The organism is uncultured Shewanella sp., assembly GCF_947497935.1.
In the GTDB taxonomy this organism is placed as follows: Bacteria; Pseudomonadota; Gammaproteobacteria; order Enterobacterales; family Shewanellaceae; genus Shewanella.
This window is the reverse complement of record NZ_CANMIO010000004.1, coordinates 174981-188834: the sequence shown is the minus strand read 5'-3', so window position 1 is coordinate 188834 and position 13854 is coordinate 174981. Positions and strand designations below refer to the sequence as shown.

The window sequence follows — 13854 nt, the reverse complement described above, 5'->3', positions numbered from 1 at the left end:
GCTAAGTATCAATGATAAAACACCTATGATAAAACGATAAGACCACCGCCAGTTTGTAATGGGGGGCAATAAAAAACGGTTCAAAACTGTGTTTTGAACCGTTTAAATCTTGCCGTTAAATAGTCATAAATTGCTTTGTGACGAAAGACTATCTGCTAGTGGGCTAACTTGACCACTAAATTGTCAATAAGTCGTGTCGAGCCCATGTAAGCGGCGACTAAAATGACCAGTTCTTTATCGACAGCCGTTGCGATGGCAAAAGTATTGGCGTTTCTAACATCGAGATAATCGTTTCTAAAGCCGACATGCTCGAGTTCTGTTTGCGCCTTTGCGACCACATTCTCAATCAGTAAGCCCGCTTTAAGCGACACGCCCATTTTATCTAAGGTGCGCTTTATTTGCGACGCCTGATCTTTTTGCTCCGTCGTTAGGTAGCCGTTGCGAGAGCTCATGGCAAGGCCAGAGGCTTCACGTATCGTCTCAACGCCGACAATCTCAATTGGCATCGATAGATCTTCTACCATGGTGCGGATCACTAATAACTGCTGAAAGTCTTTTTGGCCAAAAACTGCAATGTCAGGCTGGACTATGTTGAACAGCTTGCAGACTATGGTGGCAACGCCTCTGAAGTGACCTGGGCGACTGGCGCCACAGAGTTCATCGGAAATGCTCGGCACTTCAACAAAGGTCTGTGCATCCATACCTTTTGGATAGATGATATCTGGCGTCGGGGTGAACAGTAACTCGGCACCGGCTTCAATGAGCGCAGCCTGATCATCGGCTAGGGTTCTTGGATAAGCATCAAGATCTTCATTTTGACCAAACTGCATTGGGTTAACAAAGATAGAAGCAACCACGTGATCGGCACGAGTCTTGGCCTCTTTAACTAAGGTGATATGACCTAAATGCAGGTTGCCCATGGTCGGGACAAAAGCAACGGTTTCGCCCTTTAGTCGCCATGCTGTTACTTGTTTGCGGATATCAGAGATAGATTGAGTCGTGATCATGGTTTTACTGCTCTGGTACTCAATTAAAGAATGGCTCTCAACTCATAGGTTGAGAGCGAGTGAATAGACACTAGTTAAAGGTGTGCTCGCTGCCAGGGAAAGTCCCTTCGGCCACTTCATCAATATAGGCACGAACAGCGGCGCGAATTTCACCTGTCTGCTTGAGGTAGTTTTTAGAGAAGCGTGGAATATAGCCGCTAGAGATCCCAAGTACATCGTGCATGACTAGGATTTGGCCGTCGGTATCTTTACCCGCCCCAATACCTATGACTGGGATTGTCAGAGCTTCGGTAATCGCTTTGGCTAGCGGTGCTGGTATGCATTCAACCACTAACAGCTGAGCGCCAGCGGCTTCTAGTGCCTTGGCTTCATCAAGAATTCGCTGAGCATTGTCGGCATCGCGACCCTGCACTTTAAAGCCGCCAAATACGTGGACAGACTGTGGCGTTAAGCCTAAGTGCGCGCAGACAGGAATGCCGCGCTCTGTCAGCATAGCTACGCTTTCGAGTAGCCATTTACCGCCCTCAACCTTGACCATATTTGCGCCCGCTTGCATCAGCGTAGTGGCATTCATCATGGTTTGCTCAGGTGTTGCATAACTCATAAATGGCATATCGGCAATCAGCAGAGCGCGCTCAATACCACGACGAACGCAACGTGTGTGGTAGGCAATATCGTCGACTGTCACTGGCAGGGTATCGCTATGTCCTTGCAGTACCATCCCCATCGAATCACCGACGAGTAGTACGTCAATGCCTTCGCTATCGAACGCGCCGGCAAAGCTGGCGTCATAGGCAGTTAATGCGGTGAACTTCTTCCCTTCCTGCTTGAAGGTACGTAGTGTAGAACTTGTAATTTTGGACATAATGGTAACTTTCTAACCCAATTTGTGAAGTGGTTGTAGGCCAATATGGGCTCACTTCAATGATCTCGGTGTTAAACCCTTTTATTACGGATGCGAATTATACTAACAGAAAATCACAACGGCCGAATGTCACTTATTCAGCAGTCAGAGCTTGAGCTAACACTAGCTCGGATCTTAATGACTCGTTGAGCAAACTTGAAAGCGGAGTATTGTCTGGCAAGATAAGCTCTGGTGCAATATCCGCAAGCGGTACCAATACGAAACTGCGATCACGCATCCCATAATGGGGCACGGTCAAGCGAGGGGTATCGATAAGCTGCTTGTCATAAAGCAATAGATCTAAATCGAGCGTTCTCGGTCCCCAGCGTAGTTCTCTAACTCGGCCTTGCAGATTTTCAATACTCTGCAAGGCATCGAGTAACGCAATAGGCGATAGCATGGTTTGAAAGCCTGCTACGGCATTGACGTAATCTGGCTGCTCGACGTCACCCATAGGGGCGGAGCGATAATAGGGGGAAACGCTGAAGGAATCTGCATTCGCCAGACTCAACAATGCATCACAGGCATTATCGAGCTGGCTAATTGGATCGGCTAAGTTAGCGCCTAACGCGACATAGACTTGCGCCATTATTCTGCAGATTTTGGTGCCGCTTTAGCACTTGGCTTACGGCGACGACGTTGGTTAGAGTTGCGGTTACGGCCACCTTTATTGGCTGAGCGAGCAATCACATTACGTTGATCTTCATTGCCTTCGACAAAGCTCTTCCACCACGCGGCGCTCTTAGCTAAAACACCACCTTCGGCATGGGCGCGAAGCAATAAGAGATCGTATGCGGCTCTAAACTTAGGATGTTCGATAAATCTAAAGGCCTTGGTGCCTTTGTTTCGGTCGAATCTAAGTTGTAATTGCCAAATATCTTTAGTGATAGTGCTAAAGCGGCGTGGAACACTAATGGTTCGGCATTGCTGCTCCATGACATCACCCATGGCTGCATTATATGCGTCGTAAGAGCTTAGGCCGCTTTCCAGTGCGATATCGTCTGCGCGTTGGCTTAATGGGTACCAAAGTAGCGCCGCATAGAAGAAGGCTGGAGTAACCGGCTTATCTTGCGCAATGCGCTCATCGGTACTTGCCATCATTTCTTGTATTAATTTAGCGGTTTCACCGTTTGGATATTCTTTTAACAGTGCTTCAACCTGAGGAAATAGTGGCTCAAATAGACCAAATTCTCGCATCATATGGTAGTTTTCAAGCGCTTTTCCTGCGAAAAACAGCTTCAATACTTCTTCATACATACGCGCGGCAGGAATATCTTTAAGCAGATGCGCTAGGCCTTTAATTGGCTCGGCAGCCTTAGGTTCAATGCTCATATCTAGCTTAGTCGCGAAACGCACTGCGCGAAGCATACGCACAGGATCTTCACGGTAGCGAGTCTCTGGATCGCCAATCAAGCGGATAGTGCGCGATTCTAAATCTTGTAATCCACCGCCATAGCTGTGAATAGAGAAGTCGCTAATGTCGTAATACAGTGCGTTAACGGTAAAGTCACGACGCTCGGCGTCTTCATCTATGCTGCCGTAGACATTGTCACGCAGTAGTCGACCTGACTCATTCGTCTTAGAGATCTTTTCGCCGCTATCGACGTGGTGTCCCCGCAGGGTAGCAACCTCAATTACATCGCGTCCAAAAACGATATGAGCGAGGCGGAAGCGGCGACCAACGAGTCGGCAGTTACGGAACAGACGCTTGATCTCTTCTGGTGTCGCATTGGTAACTACATCGAAATCTTTCGGTTGCAAGCCCAATAAGATGTCGCGTACACCACCACCGACTAAATAGGCTTTAAAGCCTGACTTATGTAGTCGATAGAGTACTTTGATCGCATTTTCACTGATCTGTCTGCGAGAAATTGCGTGCGCATTTCTAGGCACGACCTCTAGACTAAGACCTGTCTGTGTGTGTTCTTCAGCTTTTGGACTATCTTCAAAAAGCTGTTTACAGAATTGGCTAATACGGCGAAAAATGGGACACCTCTGATTTGGATCTTAATTTGGGTAAAAACAAGTGGGCTATGATAACTCAATTAAAGCTTAATGAGTATACGATTGAGCTCACGTATCAAGGAGTATTTCCGATTGTTTAGGTACCTTCGAGAGATCAAATTGACTCACGGCCTGTTCAATCATCTTACTGACCTGAGATTCAGCTATCACAGGCTGTTGACCTAAGAAGGCTAAAGCGGCGTTAATACTGGCTTGTGGGTGCTGGTTATCGATCGCGGGCGCATGATTTTGCTTAGATAGCTTTCTACCTTTTTCGGCGCAGGCTAACGGCAGGTGCAACCACTGTGGTGCTGGCGCTTTGAGGATCTGATACAAGCTCTCTTGTCGACAAGTTGGCTCAAGTAGATCGCAACCTCTGACGACTTCGGTAATTTGCTGATGAATATCATCGAGTACCACCGCCAACTGATAAGCATATAAACCATCACTGCGCTTGATAATAAAGTCTTCGGCCGCAAATGCGCTATCGACTGACACTCGTCCCATATGCTGATCGACAAAATGCTCGACGCCAAATGGATTGCGTACTCGAATAGCCCCTTGGCTGAGTGGCTCTAATCGCTGGCCGCAACGGCCATCGTAACTGCCGCCCATAGCTTGGATCTGCTTGCGGGTGCACTGACAATAATAGGCTTGATTATCTTGTAGTAATTGTTCAATGCTAGCTTGATATACGTCAAGGCGTTGGCTCTGATAGAGCACCGTCTCATCCCACTCTAGGCCATAGGCTTCAAGGGTTTTCAAAATGGCACTGCTTGCGCCTGCAATTTCACGTGGCGGATCGATGTCTTCGATACGAACCAACCATTTGCCGCCTAAGGAGCGGGCACGCAAAAAACTGCCGAGGGCAGCAATCAATGAACCAAAATGAAGAGGGCCAGATGGGGAAGGCGCAAATCGGCCTATATAAGGAGTCGTGTTAAGCATTTACTGACGCCAAAAGCAAAAGAGCGGAGCCATAAGCTCCGCACCTTAAGATAGCATTTAGCCTGCCATCTGCTTTTCTTTGATCTCAGCTAACGTTTTACAGTCAATACACTGATCGGCTGTAGGACGTGCTTCTAATCGACGAATACCGATTTCGATGCCACAAGATTCACAGAAGCCGAAATCGTCTTCTTCAATCTTTTGCATTGTCTTTTCGATCTTCTTAATCAGCTTACGCTCTCTATCACGCGCACGTAATTCTAAGCTGAACTCTTCTTCCTGAGCTGCGCGGTCGACAGGATCTGGGAAATTAGCGGCTTCGTCTTGCATGTGATTCAGAGTGCGATCAACTTCTTCACGCAATTGGTTACGCCAAGCTCCAAGAATAGTCTTAAAGTGACCCAATTGGGCGTCGTTCATGTACTCCTCACCTGGTTTTTCCTGGTAAGGATCTACACCTGCAATAGCGAGCACGCCAAGTTTTTTAGTGCCTTCAGGCATAACGCATCTCCTGTTAATCATTTGCGTTGTAGGGCGTCTTTTAATAACGGCCGCTATCTATATCAGAAAGCTTTGAACTAGGCAAATAATTTGTGGTAATTGGCTTCTATTCTTTGACTATGTCCGCTATTAAGAACAATTTCAACCATACAGGGCGAATTAGATTTTAACCGGACAGGATTTAACCAGAGTCGCCCCCGAGGGCGATGAGTCGGTGCTATAGGCGATTATCTCGACACCTTTGCAATAAGCCTCACTGAGTAACTGGGCATATTCAGCATCGATATGCGCCGCAGCTTGAACACTATTTATGCCCGAATGCTGAACAACAAATAGCAATACCGCGCGTTGTCCTTGCTCCACCATCTCCATCAGTTCGCGCAGATGTTTTTGTCCCCTAGCTGTCACGGCGTCAGGAAAGTAGCCTTGTCCCTCTTCTAATAAAGTACAACTTTTGACTTCTATATAGCAGTTGGGCTTTTCTGTATCCTCAAGCAAGATATCGATACGGCTGTTTTCACTGCCGTATTTCACTTCTCGCCGCAGAGAATCGTAGCCCTGTAATTCAGTAATGACACCTGCTTGAATCGCCTCTTCTGCCAGTGCATTGGCGCGACCAGTATTGATGCCAATGATGTGGCCATCTGGGGTTTGGGCTAACTCCCAGGTGCGGCTGTATTTACGTTTAGGGTTATCAGAGGTAGAGAACCAGACTTTCTCACCGGGAAATAAGCAGTTCTTCATCGAGCCAGTATTAGGGCAATGAATGGTGACCTGTTCGCCATTGTCTATGGTGATATCAGTTAAAAAGCGTTTATAGCGTTGGATTAACACGCCAGTTTCGAAAGAGGGACTAAATTCCATATAGATGTCTGTGTTGAGCTGCTTTGTGCCTAGGTTAGCAAAATTTGCCTTAGCTGTGGCAAGTGTTTGCTGCAGCTTTAATTAGAACAAGACTGATGACATCGAGCAAAACAGAGCGATATCAAGGGGCGCTTAATTACCTGTCTCAAAATGCTGCCACTATTATAGTCCTGCTGTTATGACTATCGTCTTTAGATATGGTCAGGGATCCAGTAGACTGCTTGCACTAAAAATAGGCTGGTTGTGGGTAATAGCGGCGGTAAGCAGCGGTTATTGGCAACATCGATTTATATAATAAGGACCTAGCATGACGGATTTTATGAAAGTGACACTAACTAACGAACCTGCTGCAGCTCATTGGGGCAGAGCAGATGTGACCTTTCAAGGGGAGTTAGCCTCTATTCATATGATAGAGGGCGATGCTTTGCTTCATGTACAGCAAGCGGCACGTAAGTTAGAACAGCAAGGCGTGACTAAAGTCGCCCTTGCTGGTGAGCTATGGAGCTTAGATCTGCAGTGGGCTTTTGCACAAGGGTTTGCCACAGCGCTTACCACCCCCATTATTGAATGGACTGGTGACGGTGCGACTCAGGCGTTGTTAGCGAGCCGGCTTGAAAGTGCGACATTTGCTCGTCACCTGATTAATGAAACACCTGAAAACTTATCACCTGTGGCGCTAGCGACTCAAGCGGCTAAATGGCTTAGCGATATCGGCGGTGACAAGGTGAGCTATCGCATTATTGAAGGCGAAGCACTATTAACAGAGAAGTGGATTGGTATTCACGCTGTAGGCCGCGGCAGTGAGCGTCCACCTGCGCTGCTTGAGTTAGACTTTAACCCATTAGCGAGTGACGCCGATGTCTCTGTTGCCTTAGTTGGTAAAGGGATCACCTTCGACTCTGGCGGATATAGCATTAAAGGCTCTGAAGGCATGCTTGGCATGAAGTGTGATATGGGCGGCGCGGCGACGGTGACTGCGGCTTTAGGTCTTGCAATGAAATCTGGCCTTAACAAGCGAGTAAAATTGTTCTTATGCTGCGCGGAAAACCTCATCAGTGGTCATGCTTACAAGCTTGGTGACATTCTAAAATATAAGAATGGCGTCACAGTAGAAGTGGTCAATACCGATGCTGAAGGTCGCTTGGTACTGGCCGATGGTTTACAAGCTGCCTCAGAAACAGGCGCGCCAGTGATTATCGATGCAGCGACCCTTACGGGCGCAGCGGTTATGGCTGTAGGTACTAACTACAACGCTATTTTCTCACCTAAGCCTGAGATGCTAGCGTTGGCACAACAAAAAGCAATGGCAGTGGGTGAGCGTGTTTGGCCGCTACCATTGGACCCTTGGCATAAAGATAACTGCCCAAGTGCCTATGCCGATACGGCAAACAGTCGCCCGATGAAAGGTGGTGGAGCCGGTGGTGCATCGAATGCAGCAGGCTTCCTATGGCGCTTTGTCGCCCCAGAAGCTAACTGGTTACATATTGATTTAGCCTCGGCGTTTTCGGACTCGGGTGATCACCTATGGGCTCCTGGCGCGACGACCCACGGGGTATTAACTATCGCCGGTCTATTAGAAGACTAATAACAAAACTAATAACTAAAACTAATAATCAGAGTTAGTAACCAGTGTTAGTGGCTAGTGCTAATAACCAATACTAAAGCCTGATATAAAAGCCTGGAATAGATGCTTAGTAAAGAAAGCTAATACAAATGGCCAATATTTAAGTTTGGGCAAGCAGGCTAGTATAGTCTCAGTCCGTGTTAGTAATAAGCCTCGCGATAGCGGGGCTTTTTCTTGTCCACATTTTTACGATAAGGCCAGGCGTGTATCGTTATCTAGATTGATTCGACCTCATCACTGTTTACTCAAAGGTGAGCTTTAATGCATTATATATGCATGTTTTTTTTTACGCCAATTAAGGACTTGTGTACATGCTGCTAAGTTTTAGTGAATTCTCCATAGACAGTGAAACATTAGAACTGAACGTTGATGGGGATTGTCTCGCTATCGATGAGCGGAATATGACTCTGTTGGCTATGTTGGCAGAGCGCTACCCCGATCACTGTAGCAAACAGGAGTGTTTAGACCTCATCTGGCAAGGCACGGTCGTATCTGATATGTCTTTATCTAAGCTGGTGTCTGATACACGCAAGCTTTTCTGTAAGGCGGGCTATCAAGGGCCGCTTATCCAGACCGTTCACGGTCGCGGTTATCGATTAGAGCATCAACTTGGTAAGCAGCTTCTCGCCAAGACCCAAATAGAGCTTGAGCCACAAGCAAGCTCGCAATCTGAAAGCCATAGCCATAGCCATAGCCATAGCCACAGTATTAATAATGAAAGACGAACTCGGGTTCGGCGTGAAGTCGATAGAAGTGTTGAAGTCGTTGAGTCGATAACGATGCAAGATCCCGAACCCGACATTGAAAACTCCCAAGCTAAAAAAGAGAGCCCTAAACGTATAACTCAAGCTTCTGGTTGGGAGCTACTCGCTAAGGCACTAATCGCATTGCTGCTGATATTAGGGTTATTTTTTCAGTTTTGGCAGGGGGAAGCCTCAAATTCAGAAGCCAAAAAACAATTGGCCTACAGTGAACCCCACAATGCCGACGGTCGTGTATTGTGGGTCGATGATCACCCCGAAAATAATCTCGTCGAAAAAGCCTACTTAGAGCAGAAGAACATCGGTGTTTATAACACAGTAACCTCAGAAGAGGCCTTGATGCTACTGTCCATGTATCACTATCAAGCTGTGATTTCTGATATGGGGCGCCACGGTGACTCGTTGGCTGGGTTGAAATTATTGCAGGCTATTCGGGCCAAGGGCGATAAGACGCCGTTTTACCTCTATACCTATGTGGAGTCGCCGGGACTGGTCGAGGCAATATCTGAAAGCGGTGGCCAAGGCGTCGTGCTTGATTCAGAGTCTCTTTATCAATTGCTGTTAGGTGATATCGCAACTGATAAATAGTTAAATCATTAAAATTCAAAACTTTTCAAACAATTTCAAACTTTGTCTGTGGGTAATTGTGTGAGCCTGTGATACCAATAGAGTTAACGAATTGATGAAGGCTGGATTGGTTAGTTTGCCGCGACTCCAGCTGTTCTCTATTAGCAATTCAGGCTGTAGTTAAATCGCCGTTCTCTGAATTGCTTAAACAGTTCTTCGATTAGCCACCTAGAGAGAGGTGGCCTTTTTTTGCCTGTTCGTCTGCTCGCTTTTGACGTTAATCGCTAAAGCCATCTTGAATAAACAGATGCTTAGTTTGATTGAAGTTGCTTTCACTGCAGCTAACAAAATCAATTGCATACTGAGCATTATCGAGTCTGAACTTTTCAGTTTTAGCAATTTCATACTCATTCATCACGATATTCATCGCTTCTTGAGTCCACTCAGGCTCGCCGGTACCAATTTTAACTTCTGGCGGATCGTAGTGGGTGATCATCCAGTTTTGCAGTGCTTCGGCATCAATTTCGCCTAGCTTCCAAGACGTCAGTAGGGTAAGCAATTGTGCTTTGGTGATTTCGGTTGTTTCCATGGTTATCTCAAATAGCTAGAACTTAATGCTGCATAGGGTAGCCTAGATTTTATAAAGCAGCTAGATAAGACTTAAACCAGAGCCCAAGAGTAAAGTGTTGGGGATATTCGACGTGGCCTTGCCACTTATCAGGCTACGCCTGACCTCTAAGTTAGACTGCGTCTAACAACTAACCTCGTGGCGCTTCGCCCACACCCGAGCCAAGGGGGAAAGCGCTTGCCCCCTTAGCGAACCCTCAGCGCCCCAGACGAAGTTACATGCATTAGATACGGACCTCATACTCCAATAAAAATCGCCTAACGGCTCAGATGGGACATCCATGTCCCCCCGAGCCTGAACCATCATCCATGATGGTTCCACGGCATTATTTTAGATTAAGAGCCATCTGCGTACTTCGGCAACTTCGATGGGGAATTGGTGTTTCCTGTAAATATTATGTGATTGTTCAGTCTTTCGTTTTTTGTTGATAGCTAAATGGGTAAGATGATTGTGCTTTTCTAACTCAGTGTAGATACGGCTTAGGCCTTCGAAAACATGGATGTTTTCGCAGAGCGGTCAGGGATGACGTAAAGCGTGCCTAAGAAGTGTCTGCACATGCGCTGGCTGCAGGCCATTGGAACCACGGTTGGTTGAATGTAAGTTTTGCTTAATGACATAAGTATGATGTGGTCAACAGTGTTGGGGATATTCGACCCAATGTGGGAACCTAGATAAGACTTAAACAGGTGCGATTATGATGGTGCTAGCGTTAAGCTCAGATAAGGCTTAAACCAGAGCCCAAGGGTGAAGTGTTGGGGATATTCGACCCAATGTAGGGATCTGGGTAAGGCTTAAACCAGATCCCATGAGTGAAGTATTGGATATTCTACTCCGTTAGGGCCGGGATAAGACTCGAATAGCTGCAGTTTTGATGGCGCTAAGGTTAAGGGGCTATAGTCGATTCCTGTTACCTCTGACTTGGCTTTTCGAGAAAGGGTGATGTGGGGATTATAGTCATGTTCACTGCAATGTAAGCCAAGTTCGCTTGCAAGGCTTTGGCTATCGAGCGCGAGTTGGCGTAGGCGATTATCACTGGCAGCCCCCCTAAGGCAGAGGACTTTAGGTTTAGCCCAGTGGCTTATGGTATCGAGAGTGACGCTAAACTTTGGTTTATGTAGACGGTTAACCTTATCGATAAGTGCTGTAAGCTGAGCAGGAGTCGCGGCGCCTAAGAAGGCTAAGGTCATATGCAGGTTGGTGCTAGGCACGAGGCGGACATTTTTAGGAAGCTGCGCCTGAATCGCGGTTACCGCCTTAGTCTGGCTTTGATTCAGCGAAAAACCTAAAAAAACACGCTTGGTTTGAGTTGGCATATTAGGCTCCTGATGTTTGAAGTAAAGGTGCTAGCGCGAAGGTTGCTTCAAGCAGTTTATACTGATTGGTATTAGTTTAGGCTCACTTTTAGAGTACACTAGTTGGCAATTGATTCACCTTTATTCATGCTTGCTTGAGCGCTTAATTGGGCGTAATTCCCCCCAAGACTCTCAGCGCATGGCATATTCGATAATAAGAGTAACAGATCCTCTCGTGACATCTTTACCTATACATGCACTGCTACAACCGCTGCGTGACGCATTTACTTGTTGTCAGCAGGTGATCCTCGAAGCGCCGACCGGCGCGGGTAAGTCGACCGCTCTACCACTGGATATGCTTAACTGGTCTGAGATCAGCGGTAAGATCTTGATGCTAGAGCCTAGGCGAGTGGCTGCACGCAACGTGGCGCAATATATTGCTAAACAGCGTGGTTGTGAGCTGGGCAGCGAGGTGGGTTACCGCGTTAAAGGCGATACCCGAGTCTCGGCCAATACACGCTTAGAGATTGTGACCGAAGGGGTCTTGACCCGAATGATCCAGCAAGACCCTGAGTTGACTGGGATCGATATGGTGATTTTCGATGAAATTCATGAGCGTCATCTCACTACCGATCTTGGTCTGGCCCTCGCACTAGAGATCCAAGCGAGCTTTCGTGAAGACTTAAAGATCCTCGCCATGTCAGCGACTCTGTCTGGCCTGCCTCTAAGTGGGTTAATGCCTGAGGCCAAATTACTCAAGAGTGAAGGCCGCAGCTTTCCTGTTGAACATAGCTATGCCGCCGTGCCCAATCAGAGTCACTGGATTGAGCATATGGCTAAGGTGATAGTGGCGAGTCTGAGTGAGCATACTCAAGGCTCCTTACTGGCCTTTTTGCCGGGACAAGGAGAGATTAATAAGCTACACGGTATTCTCAGTTCACGTCTCGATTCAAATGTTTATCTCATCTGCCCGCTATATGGCAGCTTGAGTGCTAGGGCGCAAGATCTCGCGATAGCACCCGCTGCAAACGGAATACGTAAGGTGGTACTCGCCACTAACGTCGCCGAGTCGAGTTTAACTATCGAAGGTATTACTCAAGTGATCGATTCTGGTTATAAGCGTCAGGCCAGATTTAATCCCAAAACCGGTGTGACTCGTTTATCACTGAAGCGAATTAGTCAGGCGTCGGCGGCGCAGCGCGCGGGTCGTGCAGGGCGTTTGATGGCAGGCTTTTGTACTCGACTATGGAGTCAAGAGGAGCATGGGCGTTTACTCAAAGCCGATGAGCCCGAAATAGTCCATAGCGATCTACTCTCTATGGTGCTAGACGCCGCCTTTTGGGGCGTTAAATCACTTAATGAGCTACCTATGCTCACCGCGCCATCAGCAGCTAATGAAAATGTAAGTTGGCACTTACTTCAGGCTATGGGTATGGTCAACGAATCGCGCTTAATTACTCATCATGGCCGCGAGGCGCACAAGCTAGGTTGCAACCCAAGACTTGCGCATATGCTATTGATGGCGAAACAAAGTGCTGAGGATAATCAAGATCTTAATCTTGGACTGTTAGCCTGTATCTTAGCGGGAACCCTTGAGGCTCGAAGTCGAAGCCGTCAGGGAGCGGATATCAGCCGATACCTGAACGAAGCGCTGCAGGGGGAGTCGCAAAAACAGATCCGCAATTGGGTTAAGACCTTAGGGTTACCGGCTCTAGGGCAGCTTGATTTAACCCAAGTGGCTCGCAATGCTGCTAGTGATGATATTGCCATGCTATTGGCACTTGCTTACCCAGACCGCATTGCTAAAGCCCGTGGAGTGAGTGGTTATCAACTGGCGAACGGCAGTGGCGTGGAATTAGCCAATGACGACGCATTATCGGGTTCGGTTTGGTTAGTGGTTGCAGACCTGCAAGAAACTGAAGGGCGTAGCCAAGGTAAAGTGTATTTAGCTGCGCAGCTTAACCCACAGTTATTTGACTCTGAGTTGGCATCTTTGGTCATTAGCCAAGAGTATGCTGGCTGGGATGAAGTAAAGGGACGTTTCTTCGCCGAGAAGCAGCACAAAATAGGTGAGATCTTACTCACTAAGACAGCTATCAATAACCTAGATAAGCGGCTTATCAAGCAGGCACTCCTTGAGCAAATCAGGCTCAAAGGCTTGGCATTAATGAACTTTAATGAGGCTTGTCAGCAGCTGCAACAGCGAGTGGCATTAGCCAGACAATATTGCCCAGAATACGGCTGGCCTGCACTCGATAATGACAGCTTGTTAAGTGAGTTAGATAGCTGGCTCGCGCCTTATTTAGATGAGGTGCGCAGTCTTGCACAATTACAGCAATTAGATTGTTATACTCTGCTGCTCAATCTTTTACCTTGGGAGTTGCAGCAACAACTTGAAGGCTTACTTCCAAGAAAGTGGCCGATGGCCACAGGTTCTAGCGTTAAAATCGAGTATGATGCCACAGGTCGAGCACTACTAAGTGTGAGGCTGCAAGAAGCGCTGGGAATGCAGCAGAGTCCTAGACTCGCACAGGGCAAGTTAGTGGTCACCATGGAGCTATTGTCTCCGGCCCATAGGCCGCTTGCGTTAACCGCCGATCTTGAAAGCTTTTGGCAAGGGCCGTACGAGCACGTGAAGAAAGAGATGAAAGGGCGCTACCCAAGGCACTTATGGCCCGATGATCCGGCTAACACTCAACCGACCAAATTTACTAAAAAGAAGACGTTTAGCTCGCAATAAGCTTGAGCACGTCG

At 47.4% G+C, this 13854-nt stretch carries 12 protein-coding genes; 3 read left to right on the top strand and 9 right to left on the bottom strand.

The genetic code is table 11. The features are described from left to right. Positions 1-155: 155 nt before the first annotated feature. The 7 genes from panC to sfsA all read right to left on the bottom strand — a co-directional run bounded on the left by panC (position 156) and on the right by sfsA (position 6228). The gene (gene panC, locus Q1A86_RS06345) at positions 156-1007 is read right to left on the bottom strand and encodes a pantoate--beta-alanine ligase (protein ID WP_299804310.1); all 852 of its coding nucleotides are present in this window, start codon (positions 1005-1007) and stop codon (positions 156-158) included. Between the two features lie 70 nt (positions 1008-1077). After that, the gene (gene panB / locus Q1A86_RS06340) at positions 1078-1872 is read right to left on the bottom strand and encodes a 3-methyl-2-oxobutanoate hydroxymethyltransferase (protein WP_299804306.1); all 795 of its coding nucleotides are present in this window, start codon (positions 1870-1872) and stop codon (positions 1078-1080) included. 133 nt (positions 1873-2005) lie between these two features. Next, on the bottom strand, positions 2006-2500 hold the full coding sequence (gene folK / locus Q1A86_RS06335) for a 2-amino-4-hydroxy-6-hydroxymethyldihydropteridine diphosphokinase (RefSeq protein ID WP_299804303.1): 495 nt from the start codon (positions 2498-2500) through the stop codon (positions 2006-2008). Then, a complete protein-coding gene (pcnB, locus tag Q1A86_RS06330; RefSeq protein ID WP_299804300.1) occupies positions 2500-3804 on the bottom strand; it encodes a polynucleotide adenylyltransferase PcnB in 1305 nt (434 codons plus the stop codon). Before pcnB ends, folK begins: the two co-directional genes overlap by 1 nt. Before the next feature lie 180 nt (positions 3805-3984). Further along, positions 3985-4863 (bottom strand): tRNA glutamyl-Q(34) synthetase GluQRS, encoded by an 879-nt coding sequence (gene gluQRS / locus Q1A86_RS06325; protein ID WP_299804297.1) that lies wholly within the window; start codon positions 4861-4863, stop codon positions 3985-3987. A gap of 57 nt (positions 4864-4920) precedes the next feature. After that, the gene (gene dksA / locus Q1A86_RS06320) at positions 4921-5364 is read right to left on the bottom strand and encodes an RNA polymerase-binding protein DksA (RefSeq protein ID WP_299804296.1); all 444 of its coding nucleotides are present in this window, start codon (positions 5362-5364) and stop codon (positions 4921-4923) included. Between the two features lie 159 nt (positions 5365-5523). Next, positions 5524-6228: a DNA/RNA nuclease SfsA gene (gene sfsA, locus Q1A86_RS06315; RefSeq protein WP_299804294.1), complete on the bottom strand. Its 705-nt coding sequence runs from the start codon at positions 6226-6228 to the stop codon at positions 5524-5526. Between the two features lie 307 nt (positions 6229-6535). On the opposite strand from sfsA, the gene pepB reads away from it, so the two are divergent. Together pepB and Q1A86_RS06305 are read left to right on the top strand one after the other, a co-directional pair. Beyond that, positions 6536-7813 (top strand): aminopeptidase PepB, encoded by a 1278-nt coding sequence (pepB, locus tag Q1A86_RS06310; protein ID WP_299804291.1) that lies wholly within the window; start codon positions 6536-6538, stop codon positions 7811-7813. A gap of 350 nt (positions 7814-8163) precedes the next feature. After that, entirely contained in the window at positions 8164-9201 is a 1038-nt protein-coding gene (locus Q1A86_RS06305; protein ID WP_299804289.1) for a winged helix-turn-helix domain-containing protein, read from the top strand. Between the two features lie 256 nt (positions 9202-9457). On the opposite strand, the gene Q1A86_RS06300 is transcribed toward Q1A86_RS06305, so the two are convergent. Then, positions 9458-9769 (bottom strand): hypothetical protein, encoded by a 312-nt coding sequence (locus Q1A86_RS06300; RefSeq protein ID WP_299804286.1) that lies wholly within the window; start codon positions 9767-9769, stop codon positions 9458-9460. Between the two features lie 830 nt (positions 9770-10599). Next, a complete protein-coding gene (gene thpR / locus Q1A86_RS06295; RefSeq protein WP_299804283.1) occupies positions 10600-11121 on the bottom strand; it encodes an RNA 2',3'-cyclic phosphodiesterase in 522 nt (173 codons plus the stop codon). 178 nt (positions 11122-11299) lie between these two features. On the opposite strand from thpR, the gene hrpB reads away from it, so the two are divergent. Continuing rightward, on the top strand, positions 11300-13840 hold the full coding sequence (gene hrpB / locus Q1A86_RS06290; protein ID WP_299804281.1) for an ATP-dependent helicase HrpB: 2541 nt from the start codon (positions 11300-11302) through the stop codon (positions 13838-13840). The last annotated feature ends 14 nt before the right edge of the window (positions 13841-13854 follow it).

Excerpts from the sequence above, each read along its gene's own strand:
- Q1A86_RS06300 (WP_299804286.1), bottom strand. The coding sequence starts at position 9,769 with ATGGAAACAACCGAAATCACCAAAGCACAATTGCTTACCCTACTGACG.
- thpR (WP_299804283.1), bottom strand. The coding sequence starts at position 11,121 with ATGCCAACTCAAACCAAGCGTGTTTTTTTAGGTTTTTCGCTGAATCAA.
- dksA (WP_299804296.1), bottom strand. The coding sequence starts at position 5,364 with ATGCCTGAAGGCACTAAAAAACTTGGCGTGCTCGCTATTGCAGGTGTA.
- hrpB (WP_299804281.1), top strand. The coding sequence starts at position 11,300 with ATGGCATATTCGATAATAAGAGTAACAGATCCTCTCGTGACATCTTTA.
- panB (WP_299804306.1), bottom strand. The coding sequence starts at position 1,872 with ATGTCCAAAATTACAAGTTCTACACTACGTACCTTCAAGCAGGAAGGG.
- gluQRS (WP_299804297.1), bottom strand. The coding sequence starts at position 4,863 with ATGCTTAACACGACTCCTTATATAGGCCGATTTGCGCCTTCCCCATCT.
- folK (WP_299804303.1), bottom strand. The coding sequence starts at position 2,500 with ATGGCGCAAGTCTATGTCGCGTTAGGCGCTAACTTAGCCGATCCAATT.
- pepB (WP_299804291.1), top strand. The coding sequence starts at position 6,536 with ATGACGGATTTTATGAAAGTGACACTAACTAACGAACCTGCTGCAGCT.
- sfsA (WP_299804294.1), bottom strand. The coding sequence starts at position 6,228 with ATGGAATTTAGTCCCTCTTTCGAAACTGGCGTGTTAATCCAACGCTAT.
- panC (WP_299804310.1), bottom strand. The coding sequence starts at position 1,007 with ATGATCACGACTCAATCTATCTCTGATATCCGCAAACAAGTAACAGCA.
- Q1A86_RS06305 (WP_299804289.1), top strand. The coding sequence starts at position 8,164 with ATGCTGCTAAGTTTTAGTGAATTCTCCATAGACAGTGAAACATTAGAA.